This window comes from Streptomyces sp. F001 (assembly GCF_004187715.1).
In the GTDB taxonomy this organism is placed as follows: Bacteria; Actinomycetota; Actinomycetes; order Streptomycetales; family Streptomycetaceae; genus Streptomyces; species Streptomyces flavusporus.
Window position 1 is genome coordinate 1 of the sequence record NZ_QZWF01000129.1, and the last position, 3,162, is coordinate 3,162.

The window sequence follows — 3,162 nt, forward strand, 5'->3', positions numbered from 1 at the left end:
GGGCCGCCCCTGGGCGGTCACCTGGTCAGCGTCAGCCCTCGAACTCGCACCACACGATCTTGCCAGGACTGCGTTCACCCACGCCCCACTTGTCGGCGAGCGCGGCCACGAGCAAGAGGCCGCGGCCGTGTTCGGAGTCCGACGGGGCCTCCGAGGCGTGCACCTCACCGGCGCCGCTGTCGTGAACCTCGGCGCGCAGTACGCCGTCGCCGTACAACGTCAGGCGCACGGCGCAGCCGCGGCCGGGCGGTGCGTCGTGGAGCAACGCGTTCGTCGCCAACTCGCTTACGCAGAGCAGTACGTCGTCGCTGCGCTCGGTCATGGCCCAGTCCGCGAGCGTTTGTCGCGTGAACTCGCGGGCGTGGCCCACCGATCTGCGGTCCCGGCGGTAGAACACCTCGCGGGTGCAGGGGTGTTGGGGGTGTGCGTTCATGCGACCACTGTCACAGGGAGTCACTATCGTGGATCAGTGAGTGAAGTCGTAGTCCTGATTGCTGCGAGCTCGCTACGAGGACTTCGGCTGTGCACGGGGGAAAGGGTCACGCATGCACTCGGCGAAGAAGCCCAAGAAGGTCGGTTCGTGGCAGGCGGTCGGTGCGGTGCTCGCGCACTGCCGGAAGCAGGCCCGCCTCACGCAGGAGCAGTTCGCCGAGGTGGCGAGCATTCACGTGGACACCGTGGGGTCCATCGAGCAGGGGAGGCTCGCGCTTCAGCCGGATCGTGCGGAGCAGTTCGATGAACTGCTGGGAACCGGTGGGGTGTTGGCCGTGCTGGTGGAGAAGATGCCGGTGCGGGAGCGGATCGTTCAGTTCGCGCAGGGGCTGGTGGACCACGAGCAGGAGGCGGTCGGCATCCTGTCGTACCAGAGCCTGGTGGTCCCCGGACTCCTCCAGACTAGGGACTACTGTCGCGCCGTCTTCGACTACCGGTATCCGGCCCTTGGGAGCGAGACCGCCGAGCAGTGGGTCAACGCCCGTATGGAACGGCAGTTGATCTGGCATCGGGACCGGCCGCCTGTGGGTCACTTCGTCCTGGAGGAGTGCATCCTGCGGCGCCAGGTAGGCGGGCCGGAGGTGATGCGGGAGCAGATCCGCCAGATTCTGGAGTACACGGAACCGGTTCACATGAGCTTCCAGATCATGCCCGAGGACCGGACGCCCCACGCCTGCCTCGACGGCCCCATGGTGCTGCTCGAAACCCCTGAACACGAGTGCCTGGTCTACCTGGAGGTGCAGCGCGCAAGTTTCCTCGTCGACGATCCCGGCGAGGTCAGCGACTATCACCTCCAGTATGGAATGCTGCGGTCACAGGCCCTCTCTCCCGACGAGAGCGAGCGACTCTTGAAAGGACTGCTAGGAGAGTCATGAACACCGTGGCGTGGTTCAAGTCCAGCTACAGCGGCAGCCAGGGCGGCGACTGCCTCGAAGTCGCCTACGACTGGCGCAAGTCCAGCTACAGCGGCAGCGAAGGCGGCGACTGCCTCGAAGTCGCCACCCACCCCTCCGCCGTCCACGTCCGTGACACCAAGACCCCCGACGGCCCCGTCCTCACCGTCTCCCCCGACACCTGGACCACCTTCCTCGGCCGGCTCGCATGACCTGGTTGCCGCGCGACTTCGTGCACCCCCTTCGCGTCGAGATCCCCGACGGGGACCGGCATCATCTGCGGCCGATCAGCGGGGCGGACGCGCCGTTGGACTATCCGACCGTGATGGGGTCGCGGGAGCGGTTGTGGTCCATCTACGGGAAGGCGTGGGGCTGGCCGTCGGCCACGATGTCGTACGAGGCCAACCGGGAGGATCTGGAGCGGCACGCCGCCGAGATCGACGCGCACGAGTCCTTCAACTACACCGTGGAGACGCAGGACGGGACCGCTCTTCGCGGGTGCGTCTACATCGATCCGCCGCAGAAGGCCGGGGCCGATGCGGAGATCTCCTGGTGGGTGGTCGACAGCGAGGTCGGCGGGCGGCTGGAGCAGGCGCTCGACGCGTTCGTGCCGCGGTGGATCGCCGAGGAGTGGCCGTTCCAGCGGCCGCGGTTCGTCGGGCGGGATCTGACCTGGGACGAGTGGCTGGCGCTGCCCGACGTGGAGTGAGGTCGCCGGCCCGGCCGGGGTGGCCTGGCTGGATTGTGCCCCTTGTGTGCGCGCTCACAGCGTTCTCATAATCCAGCACCAGGATTTGACGTGTCCTTGCCAGTAGGCCTCTTGGTGTCGATCACTTGGCATGCCCTCGTCATTTCCAGCTTCCTCCTCACCCCCCACGGAAGGCATCGCATGAGAACCCTCCTCAAGGCCCTCAAGAGATGCGCGGTCGCCGGTGCGGCCGCGCTGGCGGTCGTCAGTCTTCAGCCCGTGTCCCCCGCGCAGGCGGCCCCCGCGCCCGTCGTCGGCGGTACCCGCGCCGCGCAGGGCGAGTTCCCGTTCATGGTCCGGCTGTCGATGGGCTGTGGCGGCGCGCTGTACACCCAGCAGATCGTGCTGACCGCCGCGCACTGTGTGGGCGCCACCGGCAACAACACCAGCATCACCGCCACCGCGGGCGTCGTGGACCTGCAGTCCACGAGCGGCCGCGTCCAGGTCCGGTCCACCAAGGTCTACCGGGCCCCCGGCTACAACGGAAACGGCAAGGACTGGGCCCTGATCAAACTCGCCCAGCCGATCAACCTGCCGACCCTGAAGATCGCCACGACCACGCAGTACAACACCGGCACCTTCACCATCGCCGGATGGGGTGCCGCCACCGAGGGCGGCGGCCAGCAGCGCTACCTCCTCAAGGCGAACGTGCCGTTCGTCAGTGACGCCACCTGCCGCTCCTACAGCGGCTACAGCGGCCTCATCGCGAACGAGGAGATCTGCGCCGGCTACACGGCGGGCGGCGTCGACACCTGCCAAGGCGACTCCGGTGGCCCCATGTTCCGCAGGGACGCGGCCGGCGCCTGGGTCCAGGTCGGCATCACCAGCTGGGGCATAGGCTGCGCCCGGCCCAACGCCCCCGGTGTCTACACCGAGGTCTCCACCTTCGCCTCCGCGATCGCCTCGGCGGCGGCCACGCTCTGAGCTTCCGTACCCGTACGGGGCCCGGTGCTGCCAAGCACCGGGCCCGTTCCACACTCAGCAGACGCGGCTCAGAACCCGCCCCCGAAGTCCCCGCCGCCACCGAAG

General features: G+C 68.2%; 5 protein-coding genes. 4 read left to right on the forward strand and 1 reads right to left on the reverse strand.

The window, feature by feature from the left end; genetic code table 11:
• Positions 1–31: 31 nt before the first annotated feature.
• On the reverse strand, positions 32–433 hold the full coding sequence (locus tag StrepF001_RS44845; RefSeq protein ID WP_129803820.1) for an ATP-binding protein: 402 nt from the start codon (positions 431–433) through the stop codon (positions 32–34).
• Positions 434–545: 112 nt separating this feature from the next.
• Here StrepF001_RS44845 and StrepF001_RS44850 point away from each other — a divergent pair, with 112 nt between their 5' ends.
• The 4 genes from StrepF001_RS44850 to StrepF001_RS44865 all read left to right on the forward strand — a co-directional run bounded on the left by StrepF001_RS44850 (position 546) and on the right by StrepF001_RS44865 (position 3,057).
• A complete protein-coding gene (locus tag StrepF001_RS44850; protein WP_129803821.1) occupies positions 546–1,367 on the forward strand; it encodes a helix-turn-helix transcriptional regulator in 822 nt (273 codons plus the stop codon).
• On the forward strand, positions 1,364–1,597 hold the full coding sequence (locus StrepF001_RS44855) for a DUF397 domain-containing protein (protein WP_129803822.1): 234 nt from the start codon (positions 1,364–1,366) through the stop codon (positions 1,595–1,597). The genes StrepF001_RS44850 and StrepF001_RS44855 overlap by 4 nt, the downstream gene beginning before the upstream one ends.
• On the forward strand, positions 1,594–2,094 hold the full coding sequence (locus StrepF001_RS44860) for an N-acetyltransferase (RefSeq protein WP_129803823.1): 501 nt from the start codon (positions 1,594–1,596) through the stop codon (positions 2,092–2,094). Before StrepF001_RS44855 ends, StrepF001_RS44860 begins: the two co-directional genes overlap by 4 nt.
• A gap of 180 nt (positions 2,095–2,274) precedes the next feature.
• Positions 2,275–3,057 carry a serine protease gene (locus StrepF001_RS44865; protein WP_129803824.1) on the forward strand — a complete coding sequence of 261 codons (783 nt, stop codon included), beginning with the start codon at positions 2,275–2,277 and terminating at the stop codon, positions 3,055–3,057.
• The last annotated feature ends 105 nt before the right edge of the window (positions 3,058–3,162 follow it).

Excerpts from the sequence above, each read along its gene's own strand:
- StrepF001_RS44855 (WP_129803822.1), top strand. The coding sequence starts at position 1,364 with ATGAACACCGTGGCGTGGTTCAAGTCCAGCTACAGCGGCAGCCAGGGC.
- StrepF001_RS44865 (WP_129803824.1), top strand. The coding sequence starts at position 2,275 with ATGAGAACCCTCCTCAAGGCCCTCAAGAGATGCGCGGTCGCCGGTGCG.
- StrepF001_RS44850 (WP_129803821.1), top strand. The coding sequence starts at position 546 with ATGCACTCGGCGAAGAAGCCCAAGAAGGTCGGTTCGTGGCAGGCGGTC.
- StrepF001_RS44845 (WP_129803820.1), bottom strand. The coding sequence starts at position 433 with ATGAACGCACACCCCCAACACCCCTGCACCCGCGAGGTGTTCTACCGC.
- StrepF001_RS44860 (WP_129803823.1), top strand. The coding sequence starts at position 1,594 with ATGACCTGGTTGCCGCGCGACTTCGTGCACCCCCTTCGCGTCGAGATC.